Raw genomic sequence first — 21133 nt, 5'->3', positions numbered from 1 at the left:
TGTTACTCTTTATTTTCTATTTTTGGTTTCGCAGGAAAAATAATGCCGTTAATTTGGTAAACACCGGGGGGTTGCTGATGCAAAATTTGCTGATTTGATTCAGTTAGTTTCACGCCATTAATTGTTAAGTCGGCAACTCGCGATAACTCAAAATTGCCACGGCTATTTTTGGGGATCGTTACTTGCATATCAAGTTGATCTTGGTCGATCTGCCAGCCCACTTTTACTTCTCCTTGTGGCGTCTGATAGCTGCCAGTTGCATGAACTAAACGCTGATTAAACTGTGGCGCAATGGTAATATCTTTAAAACCAGCACTTGCAGCATTAATCCCTAAAATGCCTTCATAAAACCACTTTGCCACTGCACCATAAGCATAATGATTAAGCGAATTCATAGATTCTTTACTAAAACCGTCTTTTAAAGAGTATGAATTCCAGCGCTCCCACGTGGTGGTTGCACCATTGTTAATGGAATAAAACCAAGAGGGATAGGTTTCTTTAAACAAGACATCAAACATAAGGTCGCTACGACCTATGCTTTGTAATACTGGCGCCAATAAAGGCGTGCCTAAAAAACCGGTACCTAAATGTTTATCGCTAGCTTCAATGGTCTCTATTAAATGTTGCTGTGCATTCAGCAGGTCTTGACCTTCAAATAACTCAAATGCCAGTGGTAACAGGTAACTGGTTTGTGTTGCTGCACTTTTCACCTTGGTGTTTTCATCGTAATACGTTTGGCGAAAAGCGTGTTTTACTTTATTTAGAGTATTAGAATAGCTAGTGGCATCAGCTTCATAACCAAGTACGTTGGCTATTTTGGCGGCGTAATCCAATGAGCGTGCATAATAAGCAGTGGATATTAAATGTTGCGGTGTTTGACCTTCTTTGGCGTATGGCTGTAACCAATCTTTAAAACCACGTAGGCTTGACACATAGTTTTCTGACTTTGATTTGTGAAAATCGAGCCAACCTTTGATCATGTCATAGTTGTCTTGTAAAAATTGTTTATCGCCATTTAATAAATAAAGCTCCCAAGGGATGATCACAGCAACGTCACCCCAGCCAGCAGAAGCTAATTTACCAAAACCATGGCCCTTGTTTGGCACAAAGTTTGGTACACCGCCATCCTCCGCTTGTGCTTCTCTGACCGACTCCATCCATGCGGCCCAGAAGCCATACACATCAGCCATGTACATTGACGGCGCGGCAAATACTTGGGCATCACCGGTCCACCCCAAACGCTCATCACGCTGAGGACAATCTGTTGGAATATCTAAAAAGTTGCCGCGTAAGCCCCAAACCACATTTTCAGAGAGTTTATTTAACTTAGCATGGGAGCTTGTAAAATTAGCGTGCACATCAAAGTTGGAATGTAATACCCGACCTTTCACCCAGCTTAAATTAGGCGTTTTAGATTGATCAAAGCCTGAGACTTCAACATATCGATAACCATGAAAAGTAAAGGTAGGTACATAATTAATTTGGCCTGATTTAGCCGGTGTATAGTAATCGGTTGCTTTTGCTGTGCGTAAATTTTTAGTATAAAAGGTGTTTTTATGTAAGGCTTCCGCAAAACGAAAGGTTATTTTTTGATTGGCAATACCAGGCACAGATAATTCAGGCACGCCCAGCATGTTTTGTCCCATATCAAACACCACGACACCCGGTTTTGGGTTAGCAACATCAACAATCTTAACCGCTGGTATCGTTAACTTTACGGCTGAGGCTTGATGACGTTTAGGTGCTAACGCCACTTGAGGCTCAAGTGTTTCGGTGATCACCGAGTTCCATTTGTTTGGGGTAAAACTAATGGTATTCCAACCAGGCATTTCATAATTAGCGTCATAGGTTTCGCCGTCATAATTACCAGCTGCGCGAATCGGGCCATTCAGGGTCACTTGCCAGTTTTGATCGGTTGTTACCTTTTGAGTTGAACCATCGCTGTAGGTAATTTCAAGCTGTGCCAATAAGGCTGAAGGTTTGACTTTTAATGGTCTTAGCTTTAAATAACGCCCAGTATGCCAACCTTCTGCGACAGTAGCAGCGAGTACATTGTCACCTGAATTGATCAAAGACGTCACATCATAAGTTAAGGTTTCAATACGCTGCTTATAGGGCGTCCAACCTGGGGTCATCACATCTTCCGATACTTTTTGACCATTCACATAAGCGTTAAAAATACCTTTTGAGGTAATGTATAAACGTGCTTGTTTGATGTTAGATTTTTGTTCTTTAGCGGTAAAAACGCGTCTTAAATATTGCGGGTTATACACTTTATTGGTGACGGTTTTTGTCTGTTTTGTTTTATTATCGATAATATCAAATGTGACGGTATCACCTGTTTCTGGGTGGCGTATCCATTGGCCTTGCCAATCATCATTAGACAATAAACCTAATTCGATAGAAGCCAATTGACTCCAGTTCGATACTTGCTCGTTTTCATCCCAGACCCGCACGCGCCAAAACACCTTTTGTCTTGATGACAATGGCTTGCCCTGATATTTAATCCAAGCATTTTCGGCAGATATTTGTTTTTGGCTATCCCATAGATCCGCGCTAGCAATACCCTCAGTTGAAGAAGCTACTTGAATTTGATAAGCCTGTTGGAATTGATAACTTGCCGTTGGCGATATTTGCCAAGAAAAACGTGGGTTTTGCTCATAATAACCAATGGGATTGACAAAGCCTTCACCAACTTTAAGGGCAGTGGGGGCAGTAGTCCCTTGCTGACTAATTTGGGTATATGAACATGCACTTATCACCGAGAATATACATAACAGGCTAAGTAGCTTAAATTTAATCATGGTGTTAAATATCAAGGTTTTCATTTCATGACTGCGCCTGTAACTAGCACCACAATATCCTCAGGAACGGCAGATCTGCCCACATAAATTCCCCACCTAAAGCCTATTTGTTTAGTGCGTTGCCATTGACCTGTACCCACTGACTTTCCATCGATGAACATTTCATAATCTAAACCATCATCTAATACCTTCATATCAAATGGACGGCCGATGGCACTTCTAGAAATTAATTTACGTTTGGTTAAATCCTCCCGTGGGTAAAACCATAACGCGCCTTTGTTATCAACTCGTAACATCACAGACCAATGGTCGACGTTATTACCTTTGGCTTGGAAAATAGAACAATAGTGGGGAGCGACACAACCACCTGACTTTAAAACGGTAAAACGCGCGCCAAATTCTCGCACTACACCTTGTTCCGGTAACCAGCGCTGACTAGGGATAAAGGTTTCTACCCGAGCGGCATTTTTCCGTTTATTGGAGGTATTTACCTCACCTTTAAATAAACGAAATATTTGGGTATTGCCGTCTTCTTGATACCAACGCGACCATTTAGCAAAATCTTTACTATCTAGTGCCGAATGCCCCAGTGTATGTAAACGCATTTCTCGCTTAACGGCATCAATAGGGTTATTAGCATAGGGGCCAGTTTCAATCAGTTGGTTATTAATGCTAACGCTAGCGCCCAAAGAGCCATGGGTAGTAAACGTGCCTAAAGGTTTTAAATCGTCAGATTGTAGTAATTGTTGCCAAGTTTTATCCTGCCCCTTTATGTTGTATAACTGCTCAAGCGAATAAGCTTGACTGTTAATCACGTCATCATTGGGAACTCCATTTATTGCCGTTAATTGTTGAGCGGAGCAAGCGGCTAACAAACTGCTAGTCGTTAGCATATATACCCAACTAAATATCTTGTTTTTATATTTTTGTTGCATAAAGGTTATCTCTTGATTTATTTAGCTGTTTTTCAACCTTAAAAGGTCACTTTACGGATCGGTTTTATTGTTACCGGCCCCATCAACCCTGAACGTTGCAAAGCATCTTTTCCAGATGTTTTTGGCTCAAAGGTTAGGTCTTTATTAAAACGTTTAGGCTGCTGACTATCTGGGAATTTCTCTGGATATTTTAAATCACCGATCACACGGTTTAACCAAGTGGTCGCCACTTCAATAGTTAAGGTATTGGTGCCGGATGTGACTGCATCCTTAATGTTAATCGTAAGTGGCCGACTCCATAATTCACCTAAGTTTTTACCATTAACTGTGACACGAGCAATCACCCCTACTTCACCTAAATCTAGTTGTAGTTGTTGATCTTCTCGCAACATGTTTTCATCAAGGCTAAATGTGGTTTGATACTTAATGCTGCCAGAATAATGTTGCAAAGCCAGCGGTTTGAGCTCGGTTAACGACCTTAACTTATCTAAGGTTAGCTTGGTTGGCACATCACGGTTTTCTTGTAATGTTAACTGCCAAGGCTGGTCTAAGGTGATTACTGCGGGTAAATCATCAACTTTGGTTGTTTGTTCGCTCCCATCCTGGTTGACGACTTGATAAACGCCATTTTCACTGACTTCAAGCAAACGCTGGCCTTGGCTGTCAAATTGATTTGGCAACCACACGGTTTTACCGTTATGTGTTAACTGGTGAATGCTGCCTTTGCCAAGTATCTGACTTGAAGCGGATGGTTGTTTTTCAAATACAATAAAACGTGATTCTAAATCATTCAGCTGCATTGGGATCTCAATGCGGCCATTGGCGTTTGTATACTGCGCAATGTTTGAAATGTCACCGGTCACTGCATTAAAATACTGAGGTTGCCCTTGGTCATCCTTAATGCGGAAACTTGGGTTAATACTGAGAACTTGCTCTGATTGATTGGCGATAAAATAAATATCATGGCTATCGCTACTGCGGTGACTCCAAATCACCTCTTCTGGTAAACCACTTAAATCCGCTGGGGTGTTTAATTGCTTTAATAATACATTTAAATCAACGTCTTGCGCATCTTTTGCTTGTTGATAATAAACAGAGCCCAGACCATAGCGAACTTGAGTCACTAGCTTCCCATCAATGTTTTGCCATAACTCCTGTGCTAGTTTCTGTACTTGCTGATCGCTACTTGGGTAGTTTTCTAAACTCGGGGAATGTTGTGGTTTTGGCCCATAAACCGCCCCACCTTGTTCTACCAATTTGGCTATTTTAGCCAGTACTTCTGGGCGCATGGTGTTCAAATTTGGTAAAACTAACAGTTTAAAACGCATGCCATCAGGGAGTTGGTAATAACCATCATTAAAGGTCAAACGCTCTAAAATTACTTCAGCATTGATAAAGTCATAGGAATAACCACCTGGTACTGCCGGGTTTATTTCACCTGTCATTTTAGGGGCGTCTTCACCAATAAAGTACATGATATCAGCCACATATTTACCTTGCTGCATCATGTAGTTGGCGCGTTTTATGTAATCCAACCAACTGCCCATGAAATCAAACCAAGTATTATTGCGATTAAATTCTGAGCCAAACCAAGCATTGACCCCGGGAAAACGATCATCATAAGCTTGATGAATGTAAACGTGTAATAATGTGTGGTTTACGCCTTCAACGAACGACCAATCACCACGTTTCTTAAAGTTCCAAGGGTGGTTTTTAAAGCTGGTATCTCGACCTGAGGTAAATGACTCAGACATCACGGTTTTTTGACCATAAATATGCGCGGCAGATGAGGCGGCTTTTAACTCTATCGCACCTAAATCACCACTGGCCCAAAACTCGCCACTGACAATATCGGCTTGGCCACCATATTGTAAAAACTCGCCCGGGAATCCCCAGTGACCATAGTTTTCTAACCAGAGTTTTAAGCCGTGTTTATTGGCGCGTTCTCTTAGCCCTGCGGTATATTCATAGGCAACGCCATCCGCAACTAAGCGGCGCACGTCCCATAAAAAACGTTCACTTTGTTCAACACTATTCACCACACGGCCGCTATAAACCGGTAAAAACTGGATAGGATCATAGCCGTAGCGCTTTTCAAATTTTTGGGCAAAACCATCGGTCCAGTTTTGTGCGCCCTTTTCGTAACTATCAACTACAGCATATTTTAATGCGGTGCGATCTTCAGCAGGCATACTTTCTAAAAATTTACCAATATAGGCATCAAAATGGAACTCGGCTATTTCTTTGCTGAGCTTGTCTATCTCTGGACCACGTGCAGGGCCACTTGAAGGGCCGTTTTCAGTACCGGTAGGACGCATAAAATAACGTACTATAGTCCAATCACCCGCAGGTGCTTGCCAATTGAGTTTTCCCTCTTTGGCAAATTCAGTAATATCGATAACGTCAGAGCCTTGGACTAATAATTGTTGATCGTCGACTTTTGTTGGAAGCTGCCATTGGTAACTGTCAAATTTAGGCATGGGATTAGGGAAAACTTTCGTCAATTTCTTTTCCACATAACGTTCAAGCTTATACGCTTTGGATAACACAATGTCTTTAAATCCAACTGGGTCGGTGGGTTGATCCATACGCCAACGATTAAAGCCATTAAACGTTAGCCGAAAATGTTTGGCATCAACTGCAGGAAAAGTGACCACTATGGGCGCATCATGGTCAGGCCCAATGGCAGCCATATCGCGAGGACGTTGCATTTCAAAGGTTTTAATATCTTCAAATACACCCGCCTTATTCTTAACAGACAAGGTTACGGTTGTTTGTAAGGTCTTGTATGGATAAATTTCTAGGCTACGCGCTTGAAATGATTCAGGCTGAACTAAATCAATTTGTAACTGCCCTTTACTACGAGACCCTTTACGCTGATGATCAAGTACTTCTTGTGACAAGGTAAAAATGGTGTTGCGATCCCCATCAAACAGCGCGTCCACTGCTTGGTTTTTTAATAAGGTCTTAGTGATAGGATTGCTTATACTAATTTGACTATTACTGGCAGTTAACGTTTCTTGTTCAAAAATAGGTGTTTTGAAAGCGAGAACACGTACGTCTTGGAAAAAAGCACTACCTTTACTTTCAGGCTGACCTAATACCATTTTGACTTGTTGCGGACCAACAATTTGATGTTCGGTCGAGTCTAAATAACGCATCGATTTATCAAGCGTTACCCAAGGCCCCCCCGATTGGCTCCAACCTGGAGAATTAAACAGACCAATATCAATATTGTAGTCAGCCGCTTTTTTTATAGCAAAACGCACATGATCCCACCAAGGCTCACTTAACGCTTTCACCTCACCTTGCTTACCTTTAAGGTGAATGATGCCAATGAGCGCGGTATTAATACCGGCTTTTTGCATCGCGGCTAAATCTTTTTCAATGCCTGTTTTAGAGATATTGTCACTGACCCAATACCAATAAACCCAAGGTTTAACTTGCTCAGGAGGCGTCTTAAAGTTTGCTTTAAGGATATCTGCAGGTGCTTGATAAAAAGAGTCTGATTGTTGATTTTTTTCAACACTAGTACTGGGCTGGTTATCTTCTAACGGACGTATTTCGTGATCGCAGGCCGTTATGAAAAACACACTCAATAAACCAACGAGCTTCTTTGCAAATACGTTAAATTCTCTAAACTTTCTTATTTTTTTGCTATTCATAAATATACTTATGTGTAATTTGTTAACTCGGCTACCCGTGACCTACACCAACATTAATGACAGAGTTTAATTCAAGGGCTTAACTGTGTACCTTGAATAATTTTCCCACTTTGTTTAATCAACAAATTAGAAACTGTGGGTAATAACAACATACCTTGGCTATTTTTGGGTACTGAAATAGCTCCCTGTTAGAAATTCCACCCTCAAACACAGCATTAGTCTGACTAAGTTTAGGGCTTCGCGCTATTATGGACGCTTACCCATCAATACTGCCGAAACAGGTTACGGTTAGTTGTGTACCTCTAACTTCCTAAGGCTTCTTTCAGCCTATCGGGTTTGCCAGCTTCGCTGGGCAAACATAAAACCATCAAGCAGAAATGCTTGATGGTTTTTTATGGGTGTTTAGTAAATAACCCGAGTTCAGGTTAAATAACACAGTTCGGGATCGTTATTTAACCATTACCTTGTTTGATAAGGACAGTGTTACAGGTCCCACTAAACCAGCATCCAATAATGGGTCATCTTTTTTGACATATTGGAAGGTAGTCATGGTCATGCGGTGGCCTTTTTTACCTGCATTTGGTAACGGTTTGTTTTGCTTGTACCAATCCGGCATGTTGTCAGCATACTTGCCATTTGCTTTAAACACACCAGAAGTATCTGGGTATTGTTCATCACCAATTAAGCGATTGGTCCACGTATTAGAGACTTTGACCGTTAATTGATTTTCTCCGCTATTGACCAAGTCAGTAATGTTTAGTTGAGCTGGTTTTAACCAAGTCACCCCGGCGAGTTTGCCATTAACAAATACTTGTGCCGTATCATGCACCTCGCCTAAGTCAAGAAGCACCTGCTTGTTGTCTTGTTGCAGCCAGTCGCTCGGTAGGTTAAATCGTGTTTGATAATCGGCGATCCCTGAATAGTGTTGTATCTCAGGGTTTGTATGATCCTTCCAGTTAATTAATTGTGCAAAGTTAACGCTTTGGTCAAAACCATATTGCTTATCAAACGTCACTTGCCAACGACCATCAAGCGTTACTTTCGGTGTGTTAACGGCTTGTTCAGCGGTTAACTTGATGACTTTATTTTTGCCGTCAACGTTAAGTTCAACGCCTTGGCTGAATTGGCTATACGCGCCTGCTAATACAATGTGGTTGCTTTTGTCTGTTGAAGCTTGATAAACAGCTGTTACATCGTGCTGATAAGTTAACTCAGGTGATACTTTTGGCTGCCCTGCGCTGTCTTTTCTAAATACCACAAAAGTTGATTCTTCAGGGTCTAGGCGGAAAGTGACGCGAGTATTTTTTCCTTGAGTTTGGTAAGTAGCAATAGGTGTTATCTCACCCGTGCGTGCGTTCCATAATTCAGGAATTTTACCGGTAACATTAAACCTACCATCAAATACGTCGCGTTGTTGGCTGTCGTTATACACAAAGTATAAATCGAAGTGATCACCTTTACGGTGGGTGTAATATAACTTTTTGCTATTTTTAACGGTTAAGTCAAACTCAAGACCATGTTGTTGATAAAGTTGTTGCCAAGCTTTCTCATCTTCAACGGCCGAGTGAGTGGTGGGTTGTGACCAAATGTAGTCGACCATTTTTTCAAAGGTTTGTTGCTGCTTGGCTGTGATATTACGACCCGCTAAACGCTGCACTGGCTTGCCAACAATAACACCACCTTGTTTGGCAAATTGATAGAGCTTTTTCACACTATCGAGGTATAAGGTGTGGTGATTAGACAAATACAACACTTTATAGGCGCTGTCATGGTTTAATTGATAATGCCCCGCTTTATAGACCAGCTCATCTTGTAATTTTTCTCGGTTCAAACAGTCGTAATTGACATAACTTGGGATCGCATCACGTAGGTGTCTTCGGTCTGTACAAGTGGTGGGTGCAGCGTCACCGGTGTACCACAATACATCAGCTATCGGTGTACCTTGGCGTAATAAGTATTGCCCACGGCGAATATATTCAAACCATGCTTTACCTGAAGTTAACCACCACGGTTGGATACGGTCAATATGTGCGCCCCAACGCTCCATGGTCATACCTGGTACTACATGGGTGTTGGCTTGATGGACAAACCGGTGAAAAACAAACTGATTAACCCCTAATGCCCAAGTAAAATCATTGTCGTATTTGGCAATGGCAGGGGTAAAGCTCCAGCCAATTTTTGGTGTAGCGGTAAATGACTCAGCAGAAATAATATTTTTGTTGTAGATATGTCCAGCTGACGTTGGTGAAGCCATCATGTAAATATTACGTTTTAACCAAAACTCACCCATGGGCATATCGGCTTTAGCGCCCGCATCAACATCATTAAATACACCGATACCATAAGGTTCAATATAAGTGTGAATACCATCTTTATTAGCCAGTTCTGTAAAGTATTGGAAATAATTCTCGGTCATTAATTTGTTATTAAATTCACGAATATCCCAGGTCAGTGCTTCAGTTTCGGCAGCAGAATCAATAAATTTTCCTGCGTAAACGGGCAAAAATTTAACTAGGTCATACCCTAAGTGCTGTTTAAATTGGTGTTGGTAATTTTGCGTCCAGTTTTGACCGCCGACCTCAAAACTATCTATTTCTAAGCTATGGAATACGTTTGGTGCGACTTTGTTCACTTTGTTTATTACCCTACCAACGTATGCGTCGTAGTGGGCTTTAAACGCTTCGCGGCTAAATTTATCGACTTCTAAACCATAACCTTCATCTGTTGGCGGTATATTTGTGGAATCACTGGTGGTGTAACCAAAACGCATAATTGTCCACTGGCCTTTAGGCAAGTTAACTGACAGGGAGCCATCGGCCTTCATATGAGCGCTAATATCGATGATTTTTGAGCTATCAATCACATCTTGTTCTGGCGGTTTGCCAATAGGTGGGATTTGCTTGTAGTTCGTGCGTGATGAAGATGTACGTGCCAGAAAATGGCTCATACGCGCAGTACTGGTAAGGTTTACTTCGTTAATCAGTACTGGCTTGTTAGACGTTATGCGAAAGTGCTTAGCGGTGATGCCTTCAAATGCACCATCAAGTGCCCAGCGAACTCGTGCAGGTCGAGTCACTTTTAAGTCGACATGTTTTTTAAAGTTAACGCCATCGTTTGAATAGTGCAAGGCATACTTATAATGTTTCCCCCACTGCAGATCAACATGAGCCGCCCGAATGGTCACTGGCTGTTGATAACTATATTGAAGCCAAACTTTACCGTCTTTATCGGCTTGTAGTTTTTGGTTACCGACTGTGTCGACATCGGATAGCAGTGAAATATCAAAACTTGGGTCTGATGCGGTGATCACCGGTGCTTGCTGAGCATCGGTTAACTCACCCGCTAAGCTTGGGTAGGCGAGTACTGCAATATCTTGATAATAATTTTTAAGGGTCATAGGCTGTTTCAGTTGTAACTGAACATTATTGCCAGAGCTTTTTACTAAGGTTTCATTCCACGTGACCTTTTTCATTGACTGCTCTGGTGTGATCCAAGGACCGCCCGATGAAGACCAGCCATCACAATTATGAATACCAAAACTTAAGCCTAACCGGTCTGACTCTTTCGCCATATGGGCGATGTGATCAAGGTGATTGTCGCTGTTAAATAATACGTCACCTTTTGGCATATTTAAGCCAACATTAAATAATATGGTGCCGCCAATGCCAGCATCTGCGATGGCTTGTAAATCTTTACTGATCCCAACTTTGGACATATTGGCATTCATCATATGAAACCAAGTTAATGGCTTGTATTCATGGCCAGGTTGTAAAAATTGTTGCTCACTTAAGGGAATATGCGGTTGGTTGACCAGTGGTTTATCCATCAAGGAGTTAACTTGAGCCGACTGATTTAATTTTTGCTCGCTGGAAGCGTTTGGTTCGTTGGAACGGTTAATGTCACTGCAGCTGAGTAGCCAGGATATTCCGACGGTTAATCCTAGCCATTGTTTTAGTGAAAGCATGTTTACCTCTATTAAATTGGGATCTGGTGTTTCAGGTGTCACTGTTCTTCAACTGTCGCTTTATTAATAAACCCGAATTCAGGTCAGGTTATTTAACGACTTAGATGCACGGGTATAACCATTAATGATGCGTTTTTTTGGCTAAAATTTTATCAATCATTTTTTGGTTAATATCGGCATCATATTCAGGATTAAGCTCTGTTGGGATATCTGCGCCTGTTTGTTGCTGCCACGCTTTCAGTTTCGCTTTTAACTCAGCCACCTTATTTGGCTTTTGGCTGGCAAGGTTATTATTTTCAGCTAAGTCATTGGCTAGGTTATATAATTCAAATTCATTGTTTTCAAAGTATTGGATAAGTTTCCAGTCACCACTTCGAATGGCACTTCCCGGACGCGTTCTAAATAAGGGGTCTTGTCCTTGGTCGGTTCGTGCATGGTGAGCCTGTAAATATACGGGAAAATGCCAAAACAAATCACGGCTGTTAATTGCTTGCTGATTAAGCAGCAGATCAGTTAAATCTACTCCATCTAACGCTTGATTTGGCTGTTCCGCCTTGCCTAGAGTAAGCAAAGTGGGATAAAAGTCAGCATTGATCACTGGCGTATGATCTAGGCCGGGTTTAATTTTTCCTGGCCAGCTAATCAATAACGGCACCCGCAGGCCACCTTCGTAATACGAACCTTTTCCAGCACGGATGGGAGTTGGAAAAGAAGTCGTTCGGTAACCTCCATTATCAGATGTGAAAATAACCAGAGTATCATCAGATAACCCTTCGGCTTGTAACATAGTTAAAATACGGCCGACATTAGTATCCATCAATTCCACCATAGCCGCATACTTAGCATCCTCACCTTTGATGCCCTTTTTACGGTATTTTTCAATCACCTGCTCTGGTGCTTGCAGCGGCGTATGTACCGTATAGTAAGGGAGGTAAGCAAAAAATGGAGAGTCTTTTGGGGTTTTGATCCAATTAATCACTTCTGTGGTCAAACGGTCAGTAAGGTATTCTCCTTTAGGTCCATCTTTTATATTAGGTAGATTGTAAGGACTAAAATAGTGGAAAGTCATGCCTTGATGACTACCTGCCACGTTTTTATCGAAACCTTGTTTATCAGGATCAGCCCCTAGATGCCATTTTCCAAAAGTCCCCGTAGCATAGCCAGCACTTTTAAGGGCTTCCCCCATGGTGATGACTTGGGTCTTTAAACCCCTCTGGTTTTTAATTGGGATAAGCTTTCGGGCTTTAGCATTACCGCGTGCCGAAGGCGATACGGTATACACGCCATGACGGGGGCCGTATTGACCTGACATCAAAACTGCGCGACTTGGGGCACAATTAGCGGCACCCGCATATGCGTTATCAAAACTCAGACTTTGTTGCGCTAAGGCATCAATATTGGGTGTTTCAAGTAAGTCAGTGGTTTGGTTATAACCCACATCAGACCAGCCAAGATCATCAATCACAATCATAAGCACATTAGGTGTAGTATGCGCAGAGGAAAATACTTCCGCTTCGCTAGGAGCGTTAGCACTTGCTCCACAAGCACACAGTAATATATTTACCAAAACAAAGAAGACGCTATTTTTCATGTCTATTTTTCTCTTTTATTAAAAACTTCTTAAGAAGCAATACTTTATTTACCTATAGCGTTACGTCTATCATCACGATGCTAAGCCGCATAAACGCTAGCCCTCTAAAAATAAATGATGATACTTTTCATAACATAAACTTTAACCTTTGCTATCTACTAATGAAGTCGATGTTTATTTATGTATCAACCTCACTGGCCCTAACAGCCCTGCACTTTGTAATACTTTGGATTGTTCGGTTTTAAAGAAGTTATAACCTGTGAAGGTCACACGTTCGCTTGTTGGGGGCTTTTCATTATTGTTCAGCCAAGGAACGGTATCGCCAACCATACTGTAACCACTGGTATCGGGTAGTGCTTCATCACCGATTAAACGGTTCACCCAAGTATTAGTGATGGCGACTTTAAGTTGATTCTTACCAGCAACGAGCGCGTTGCTAACATCAAGGGCAAAAGGCGGTTTCCACAAAGTAGCTAATTTTTTTCCATTGAGGGTGACTTCGGCAATTTGCTGTACGTCTCCTAAATCGAGATATACAGGTTTATTTGCGGTCACTTGTTGTTGGCTTAAAACAAAGCTTTTCGAATAATGGGCTGTGCCAGAATAGTGTTTGATCCCCTCTTCCGAATGGGTACTCCAATCTTGCAAAGAATCAAAAGTGACGTGACCAAGACCGGCCCAATTGGGATCAAACTCAATGTTCCATGGGCCTTTTAGTTCCTTCGTCTGTGTTTCTTCTACACTGCTTAGGTATAAGTCTTTAACCAGTTGTGAATGTGTTCCTGTATATTTAGGGGGTTGATTATCACGACGGATCACAATAAAGCGACTAGCATATGGCTCAAGAGCTAAATCAATGATGATACGATTACCCTGTCGGCTGACATTTTTGATTTTTTCAATAGTGCCATCAGTATTATTCCAAATTTCAGGGGTACTTTTTCTTTCACTTTGGTCATCGCGGATATCCACAGTGACCTGTTGGAATTCTGGTTTTTCATTATGGAAAAAATATAAGTCATTGCCATCAATACGGCGCTTTGCAAAAACCTTCACTGGTTTGTCGTTTATCACCAAGTCTGGCTGTAGTTTGAGCTGAGTGATTGTCTCTTCTAGGCTATAACTGCTAACGAGCCCTTTTTGGTAAGCTTTGATGGTATTTGGCGTATCTCCCCAAAGTTGATCAGCAATTTGTTTAAATTCAGCTTTTTCTGGCCATTCACTATAACCAATCACTTCTTTGGGTTTATTACCTATTACCGTTGCCCCTGCGGCCACTAACGCTTGTATGCGTTTTAAGGTTTTGGCGTGAAGGTAGTTGCTTTTGCTTAAGTACAAGGCTTTATAACGGGTACCTTCGGGTAAAACTAGATAACCATTTTTTACACTTATGCGATTAAGTAATACATCGCTATTGGTTAAATCAAAACCAAAGCCAGCAGGTACGGTAGCAGAACTATTACCTCGTACCGGAGCCACATCGCCTACATGTATTAAAAAGTCGGCATCAGGTACACCTTGTTGCAATAAGTATGATCCACGGGCTAAATATTTAAACCACTCTACCCCGCCATTATCCCACCAGGTTTGAGTGCGATCAAAATGCGAGCCGATCGAGTCCATCGTCATGCCAGGTTTAATATGATTATTAGGCTGATGGGCAAAACGATGGAACATAGTTTCGTTAATCCCTCGTGCCCACATATGGTCACCATGGTGTTTATAATAATAAGGGTGGCCCTTCCAATTTACAGCGTTTATTGACGTAAAAGATTCCGCAGAGATTATCTTTTTTCCGTAGATATGACCTGATGAAATAGCAGCACTAGTACGACCATGATAGGTATTGCTCTTATCTCCAAACGGTGATTTAACCCAAAACTCGCCCATTAAACGGTCTGCTTTGCCCCCTGATGCCAATTCATCAAACGGTCCCCAACCATAAGGCTCAATGTAAGATTCCAAACCATATTGTTTGGTGAGGCGGGTAAATTCTCCAAAGTAGTTTTCAACCATTAAGTCGGACAAGTGCTGACGATACTCTTGTAAAATCGCCCCCGTATGTTCGGAAGATTCAATCACGCGGCCGGTTAATAACGGCAACCAAGGGATAAAATCATAATTAAATTTTGCTTTAAAACTTTGATCGACACCTTGGGTCCAGTTTTGACCACCAACTTCATAACTGTCTATTTCGCTGGTTTTTAATGATTTAATACCTTTAGCTTGGGCTTTTTTGAGTAATTTCCCAACAAATTGTTCAAAGTGAAATTGCAGCGCTTTGGAATCAAATTTATCAATCTCTAAACCTTCGCCCTCAACCGTTGCTGGCACGTTATAAGCACCGGTACTGGTGTAACCAAAACGTAGAATTCGCCAATCTCCTTTGGGTAATTTAACTCCATCTTTGGGTAACTCACCGCGATTTAATACTAAAACATCTTTTGCTTGGGTAATGGCCTCTGGATTTATTTTGGGTGCAAGACTGAGGCGACCACGCTCCATCGAATTCATTGAAAACCAATCATTGATTCTTGGCACAGACCATAAGTCAAAACGTTTAAGGGTAATAGGTTTATCAAACACTAAACGAAAATATTTAGCTGTATAGCCATCATTTTTTTCACTCACCAGTTGCGGGCTAAAAGCCCATAATCTAGCACCTGGACGAGGACGTCTTAACTTCTCCACCACAGTGGTGAAATTAATCCCATCATTTGACGTTTTTAATGTAGCATCACCATGCCGATCAGGAGTTTCAATATGTAAACTGCGCAAGGTGGTGGGCTTATCCACTTCAACTTGCACCCAATAGTTATTAGCTTTGTTTGGGTTGAAAGTTAATGTGCTATCCCAGTCGTTGTCAGTAAGCACATCAGCATTTAATGTAGGGTCTGAAGCAGTGACTTTTGCATTGGCAAAAGCGTTACTTTGGTTATATTGATTTGCAGGTAGGGCGATAACTGCAACATCACGATAAAACTGCTGATAAAAACCTGGCTGGGGCGGAAGGATTTCAGTACCCTCTTGATTTATTTGCACTGCATGCTCTGACCAAGTAATACGTTTCATCGACATTTCTGGTGTCACCCAAGGGCCACCGCTTGATGTCCAACCATCTGCATTATGTACACCAAATTCAATATCGTTTTTATCCGCCTCAGCAGCGGCATGTACTAAAGTATCGATAAACTCTTTAGTATTAAATCGAACAGGCCCTCTTGATGAGTAAGGCTTATTGCGTCTATGCACATGAAAGAAAATAGCACCACCAATCCCTGCATTTTTCATGGCTTTAAAATCTTCAGTAAAACCGGGTTTACTAAGATTCCCATTCATGGCGTGCATCCAGGTTTTAGGTAAGTAATTTTTTGCAGGGTCTGCAAATTCACTAATTGATAAATTTTCAGCCTGACAAACGGAGAGCAACAAACTAGGCGCTAAAAACGCTGAAAATATGCTTTTAAAACTAATTTTCATAACACTCTCAATTGGTTAAATGACGTTTTTGTTTTACCACAGCATTATTAAGCCTAGATTCCACTGCTTTAGTTGACCTTGAACATCAACTTTATGATTGAGGCATTTACCTAATTATTTGCGTCTATCGTCCAGTTACCAGGCATAACTTCAAATTTCATGTATTTGTCGTCCTCTCCCACATATTTAACTCCCTGGATGCCCTTCAATATTTTACTTTGCTGCCATACGGTATTGCCATTAACCAAAATCTTATCAATATCGAAATATTGCTTAGGCACGCCCACTAAAGCTAAGGTGTTATTAGGCGATTGAAGCTGTATTTGAATAGAGCTTGGTTCGCGTGTTATTTCAAACTCGATATTGCCTTGGACACTGGGCACTTTCTGTTGAATCCTATTCATATGCGCCATATTAGGCATCACTTGATAGCTTTTCCACGCCACCGAAGTTGGTGAAATACCGGCAATATGTTGACTCAATACCGTGCTTGGTGCATTCCACGCATGATTCTCAGTACCGCCACTAGGTAAATACTCAGCCAAGGTAGATAACGCAGGGTTATTGACTTGCTTGGCGTAACGCTGCTTCATGCGGGCGAGCGCATCATCATAACGCCCAGCTATTGCCATGGCGTTATATACCATCCACTCAAAATGAGGACTGGCAAATTGATTGGGTATTAATACATTATCAACGATTTGCTGGTATTGATCGGGGGTCGCTAAACCAAACAGAATAGCTATCGCATTCGCGCGATCGTCTTTTAACTTGCTAACATCACTACTGTAAAAACCGTCGTGCCAATACTTCTGTCGAAACGCATTTTTAATGGTATGAATACGATTATTGTAAAAATTTAAATAAGTATCATTTCCCAGTTCTTGAGCCATCTTTCGCGCTGAAATCAATGCGCTGTAATACAGAGCATTTTGAATTACAGAATAGTCAATAGTCTCCTGAGGACCCCAGTCTGTCCATTTCCAAGCACCACTTCTAAATGTGGCTAAACCGTTTTCTTTTATTTCCCATAACGTTAAATAACGGTGCACATAAGGATAAGCAAACTCTAAAGTTTGTTTATCACCAGTATTAAAATAATAATGCCAAATACCTTGCTCAATAAATTGCAGGCTTTGCGCGGGTAATTCACGGAATCTTCCAGGGCCTAATCCAGCAAAAATACCACTTTCAGAATCACTGAATGCTAGTGTTTCTTTAATGGCTTTTTTTAATAAATCTCGACCGGGTTTATCCATTGAATAAAACAAATAACTCGCTTGATCTGCAACATCACCAATCCATAAACCCCGTTCGCGATCAGGCGTATCCATAAAGTTGTCACGGGCACATATGTACAGGGTATTTTCAGCCATTTGCCATATTCGGGATAGCCAAGGATCATCTGTTTCAAAATGGCCAGGGGTTTCCCCGACTCCGGTCCAACGATACTTAAGGTCATGTACGATTGTCCCTTTCGGAAATGTGTATTCGATAATCCGCCCATTGGTCCATGAGTAAGACTCAAACTGCTGACGGCCTTGCTTAGCAGTGTAAAAGGTTTCTATGGTACTTAGGCGCATATTAGATTTGATATGAACTTTCATCCCCTCCTGCGCATCTATATCGAAATAAGGGGTAAAGTTTTTATTAAAATCCAATTGGCAATTTATTGTTTTACCGTCACTAACAAACGGAAATTTAGCATCCGAAAAGTTTACACAATTTGTTAAGCCGTGATTGTTGAGAGGAGGAATCTCACTAGGAAATAAGTTGAAGAATGGCGCTCGTGGTGGCTTACGGCCTCCTTTAGCATTTGACCAACTTGAATCATCATACCCCGGTAAATACCATGCATTGCTGCTCCAATCCCCCAAAGCTTTGCGGGCATCGAAATTTATACTCCAAGCAGCTACACGAAACGGCACCATTTTTTCAACAGGCAAATAAGCCTCATGGGCATGGGCTTTCCATGTAGAATCAGAAACAATGGTTTGCTCGCCAACTTTTGCTTGAAAAATAAACCCCGCATTTCCGCTTGAGATATGCGTACCTTTTTGTCCATTGTCACCATAATACCAAGCGAGGGCAGCAATCGTATTTTTTCCACTTTTTAAGTACTTTTTAATGTCTATTTGATCGTAATATTTGTTAGAAGCGATGGGGAAACCATCAACCCGTGGCGAAGGCTTTACTGGTGTCGGCCCGCCAGTATAACTTCCTTCAAAAACCACTAACTCACCATTTATCCACAGCCAATATTTACTATCTGCGCTAATATAAGCTGTCGCGGTAGAATTAGCGTTATCAATATCAACCTCAGTGCGTAAAGCCGACCAACTATTGGGCAAACTAACTTTTTGTTTAGGCCATATCCATTCTGCCTCCCATTTAACTGCAGAGGATTGAAAGCTTACGAATATCGTCATGGCAGCCAGTACTGACAAAGTTTTTGAGACCAAAGAAGCTAATGGCTTTTTAATAATAAGATTTTTCATAAAATGTTTTCCTCAGTGCCAACAGAACTTCATATGTCTCATTTATAGATTCGACAGGAACAACTTGAACAATCAAATCTGTTTAAGCTCCTCAAATACAATCTGTTCATCTTGTTTACTCAATATTTGAATCGTCGAATTCAATTAACATTGAGATACAATAACGCAACAAAAATACAACAGAAAATAGTTTACTATCAAAACCGATATATTTAAAGCATTTTAAATCATGGTTATTATTTTCTAAATCACGCCCCTTCATTAATGCGCTTTTAAGCTTAATATTTTTAGATGTATCAATTTCGAGTCGCGCGAAATAGAACCTATGAAGTGGCACATCTATAGTACCTGCACAACAATTTATCGCTATCGATTATCAATAGCTTCATAACTGAACATTCGAACTTTTAAAAACTTATTGACTAGTTATAACGAAGAAGAAAATAACTTATTCCATGTTTTTAAGCACAAAAATAAGGGGGGAAAGTCTATTAATGAGTTTATTTGACTGGAATTGTTTGTTATTGTGACTGAATAGTTAAATTTGTGTAATACACTTAAACGAAACATCTCCTCTGAGCAATTTTCGCAAATGATATAACGCAAGTTAGTTCGATAGTTTTAAATAATATGAACGAGTCATCATAATGAATACCGGTACAAAAATTCATCACAACCTCAACTTTAGTTTAAGTAAAAAGATTAAGATGGTTTTATCTATGTTGGTCGCACTAAGTATGCTCAATGCTTGTACCGCCAGCATGGAAAAGGAAACGGTTGGCGCCACCCAACCTAATATATTGTTTGTTTTAGCAGATGATCACCGTTGGGATATGCTAGGTAAATACCATCCTATAATCCAAACTCCTAATTTGGATGAATTAGCCAATAAGGGCGTAGTATTTAAAAACACGTTTGTCACAACACCTATTTGTGCCACTAGCAGAGTTAGCATATTAACAGGATTAACTGAACGAACTCATGACTTTACCTTTGGGCGTCCAAAAACAGGAAGTAAAGAATCAGCCAACATGTACCCGGCAGTCCTAAAACGAGGTGGTTACCGTTCTGCATTTGTTGGTAAATATGAAATTGGTCTTTCTGGTAAAGACGAAGACAGGTTTGATTTTTTTAAACCGCTATTACAATCTAAAACTGAACAGTATCAAGGCAAAACGTTGCCACAAACATATTACATAGCAGAACTAGCAAAAGAATTTATTGAGCAATCAAGTAACTCTGCTACCCCTTGGGTAATGTCCGTTAACTTTTGGAATCCTCACGCTCACGATGTAGATTTAGAGGATCAGTACCATTATCCTGAAGAATTTGAAAGCATGTACGCAGATGTCACTATACCACCAGCCAAGTTTTCAGACGATGCCACTTACCAAGCGCTACCGGAATTTTTAAAACGCTCCACTGGTCGTGAACGATGGAAATGGCGTTACGATTCCCCTAAAAAATATCAACGAATGGTGAAACGTTATTATCGTGCAATTAGCGCAGTAGATAAAGCGGTTGGCATGATCTATCAAAAATTAGAAGAAACAGGTATGGCCGATAATACTGTAATCATTTATATGGGTGACAACGGTTACAATCTTAATGAGCGCCAATTAGCTGGCAAATGGTTTGGCTGGGAAGAAGATCTACGTATACCACTAATTATCTATGATCCACGAAGCAAAAATACGCAAACTCAGGAAGTAGAGAAAATGGCATTAAATATTGACATTCCTTCAACTATTGTCGATTTAGCAGGCCTTGATGCTCCGTCAAGTTATCAAGGTCTGAGTTTGCTTCCACTATTGAGCCGGCCTAACAAAACAGAATGGCGTGACGAATTCTTCTTTGAACATATGTACCAACCTAAAAGAACCTTCATCCCCCCTACTGTCGGTTTACGAACGGAAAAATGGAAATATATAGATTTCTATAAGAATGAATTTCAGCAGTTGTATGATTTAGAAAATGATCCGCAAGAAAAATACAATCTAATCAATTCTGAGCTTCACCAAGATGTTGTAGCGAAACTCAGCCAGAAGGTTGATCAATACATAAAAACTTATGAAGAACAAAGAACTCAAGAAGTAAAACAAAGAGATAACTTTATCAATATTCGACATCAAGCCGAGCCTAAATATGGACAATAGCAACCAATAAAGAAAAATTATTTATTATTACAACCTTAAT

At 40.9% G+C, this 21133-nt stretch carries 8 protein-coding genes; 1 reads left to right on the top strand and 7 read right to left on the bottom strand.

What is annotated here, in order from left to right; translation table 11 throughout:
* Positions 1–2 precede the first annotated feature (2 nt).
* From AB6T38_RS12885 to AB6T38_RS12855, 7 genes are all read right to left on the bottom strand, one after another.
* Positions 3–2828 carry a family 78 glycoside hydrolase catalytic domain gene (locus tag AB6T38_RS12885; protein ID WP_372547699.1) on the bottom strand — a complete coding sequence of 942 codons (2826 nt, stop codon included), beginning with the start codon at positions 2826–2828 and terminating at the stop codon, positions 3–5.
* Positions 2825–3739 carry a hypothetical protein gene (locus AB6T38_RS12880; protein WP_372547698.1) on the bottom strand — a complete coding sequence of 305 codons (915 nt, stop codon included), beginning with the start codon at positions 3737–3739 and terminating at the stop codon, positions 2825–2827. The genes AB6T38_RS12885 and AB6T38_RS12880 overlap by 4 nt, the downstream gene beginning before the upstream one ends.
* Before the next feature lie 38 nt (positions 3740–3777).
* Positions 3778–7404: a glycosyl hydrolase gene (locus tag AB6T38_RS12875; protein ID WP_372547697.1), complete on the bottom strand. Its 3627-nt coding sequence runs from the start codon at positions 7402–7404 to the stop codon at positions 3778–3780.
* 448 nt (positions 7405–7852) lie between these two features.
* Positions 7853–11368: a glycosyl hydrolase gene (locus tag AB6T38_RS12870; RefSeq protein WP_372547696.1), complete on the bottom strand. Its 3516-nt coding sequence runs from the start codon at positions 11366–11368 to the stop codon at positions 7853–7855.
* Between the two features lie 121 nt (positions 11369–11489).
* Entirely contained in the window at positions 11490–12959 is a 1470-nt protein-coding gene (locus tag AB6T38_RS12865) for a sulfatase (RefSeq protein WP_372547695.1), read from the bottom strand.
* Between the two features lie 174 nt (positions 12960–13133).
* Complete coding sequence (locus AB6T38_RS12860; RefSeq protein ID WP_372547694.1) at positions 13134–16439, bottom strand: glycosyl hydrolase; 3306 nt, start codon at positions 16437–16439, stop codon at positions 13134–13136.
* Between the two features lie 110 nt (positions 16440–16549).
* A complete protein-coding gene (locus AB6T38_RS12855) occupies positions 16550–18937 on the bottom strand; it encodes an alpha-L-rhamnosidase N-terminal domain-containing protein (protein ID WP_372547693.1) in 2388 nt (795 codons plus the stop codon).
* A gap of 647 nt (positions 18938–19584) precedes the next feature.
* Between AB6T38_RS12855 and AB6T38_RS12850 the strand changes: the two genes are divergently transcribed.
* Positions 19585–21093 carry a sulfatase-like hydrolase/transferase gene (locus AB6T38_RS12850; RefSeq protein WP_372547692.1) on the top strand — a complete coding sequence of 503 codons (1509 nt, stop codon included), beginning with the start codon at positions 19585–19587 and terminating at the stop codon, positions 21091–21093.
* Positions 21094–21133 lie beyond the last annotated feature (40 nt).

It is taken from the genome of Aliiglaciecola sp. SL4, assembly GCF_041538045.1.
Taxonomy (GTDB): domain Bacteria; phylum Pseudomonadota; class Gammaproteobacteria; order Enterobacterales; family Alteromonadaceae; genus Aliiglaciecola.
The sequence above is the reverse complement of the archived record's forward strand: the minus strand, read 5'-3'. Positions and strand labels throughout refer to the sequence as shown.